The organism is Oribacterium sp. HCP3S3_B9 (assembly GCF_052064255.1).
In the GTDB taxonomy this organism is placed as follows: Bacteria; Bacillota; Clostridia; order Lachnospirales; family Lachnospiraceae; genus Oribacterium.
In genome coordinates, this window is record NZ_JBQHVY010000061.1 from 1 (window position 1) to 979 (window position 979).

Below are 979 nucleotides of genomic sequence, written 5' to 3' on the forward strand. Positions count from 1 at the left end.
CCAGCATCGAGCGTGCCGTTGGTGATCTCGCCCCTGATCTCGGCACCCGTCTTGCCCATCTGGGAGCCGATCAGGGTCGCAGCATCCGCACCGCGCTGACCGAACTGCATCAGGTCCGTGGCGGTGATCTTCGCCGCCGCCTTCACCTGGGAGAAAATGCGCGTCAGCTCGGAAATGTCCTCGTTCGAGCCGCCCGTCGCCGCCACCGCATCGTTGATCGCCGACAGGTATGGGATGACCTTCTGCGCCTCGATGCCGAAGCCGAGCATCTGCTGCTGGGCCGAGATAAACACCGCTTTGGAGAACGGCGAGGTGCGGGCGAACTCGTCCAGCTTGTCCATCTGGTCGTTCGCCTCACGGGCACCACCCATGAGGGTGCGCATCGCTGCCCGCGACTTCTGCTGCAAAGTGTTGTACTCGATGCCGGTCTTGGCGATCGCCGCGTTGAACGCGAGCACGGGCGCGCCAGCGGCGATCATCGCCTGCCCAGTGCCCGTCCACGCCTCCCGCTGCAGCTTGGCCGACTGGACGATCTGCCCCATCGTCGTGGTCGCTTTTTTGTCGAACTGCTTCGACTCATCGATCAGGGTCGACAGCGACTTGGAGGCGCTGCCGATCTGGGCGTTGAAGTCCGAGACCTCGGCCCTCAGCCGGACGACGATGCTGCGATCAGCCATCGAGTCACCCCCTGTCGGCGTAGATTGGTGTCATGCGTCGTGCACTACTGCTGTTGCTGCCTCTGCTCGCGGTGGGTTGCTCACCCCCGGCGACTGAGACTCAAGCCCCTGCGGCCGAGACCGTGACCGTGACAACCACCCCAACGCCCAGCCCCACCAAGCCAGCCGACCCCGACATGTTCCGGACGATGATCACGGTCACCGGCGCCAAGGTCGGAAAGATCACAGACAATCAGTTGCTGATGGCAGGTTGGGCGGCATGCAGGGCGCTCAACGACGGCGGCGGGTATGAGGCTGGATGG

General features: G+C 64.5%; 1 protein-coding gene. It reads right to left on the minus strand.

The window, feature by feature from the left end; translation table 11 throughout:
- Positions 1-677, minus strand: a 677-nt coding sequence (locus tag ACTNC3_RS11400) for a tape measure protein (RefSeq protein WP_441227504.1), incomplete at its 3' end; no start/stop codon positions are given.
- Positions 678-979: the final 302 nt, after the last annotated feature.